Source organism: Dietzia sp. UBA5065 (assembly GCA_002415925.1).
Classification (GTDB): Bacteria; Actinomycetota; Actinomycetes; order Mycobacteriales; family Mycobacteriaceae; genus Dietzia.
The window spans coordinates 17,636-17,939 of the sequence record DIAZ01000105.1 but is presented as its reverse complement, the minus strand read 5'-3'; the positions used below and the strand labels follow the sequence as shown (position 1 = coordinate 17,939).

Sequence of the window (304 nt, the reverse complement as noted above, 5' to 3'; positions counted from 1 at the left end):
GCCCCAGCCCGCCCCGCAATCCGCTACCCTCCGTCGACATCCGCTGCCCGCATGCGGGTCGCGGATGGCGCATCGGCGTAGCGGATCCTGGCAGGGGGCGGGGTGCGGGGGGTGGGGCGGGGCTCAGCCGGCGCCGGCCGTGCGGACGGTCCACGCGTACTCGAAGGCCGTCTGGCGCCACCGCTCGTACCGCCCGGACACCCCGCCGTGGCCCGCGCTCATCTCGCAACGCAGCAGCACCGGGCGCTCGGCGGAGTTGGCCGAGGTGGAGACCTCCCGCAGCTTGGCCACCCACTTGGCCGGC

Annotated in this window: 1 protein-coding gene; it reads right to left on the bottom strand. The window is 76.3% G+C overall.

Features of this window, described 5'->3' with window-relative positions:
* Positions 1–123 precede the first annotated feature (123 nt).
* The coding region (locus B4M60_RS08090; RefSeq protein ID WP_291082065.1) for a prolyl oligopeptidase family serine peptidase at positions 124–304 on the bottom strand (181 nt) is incomplete at its 5' end.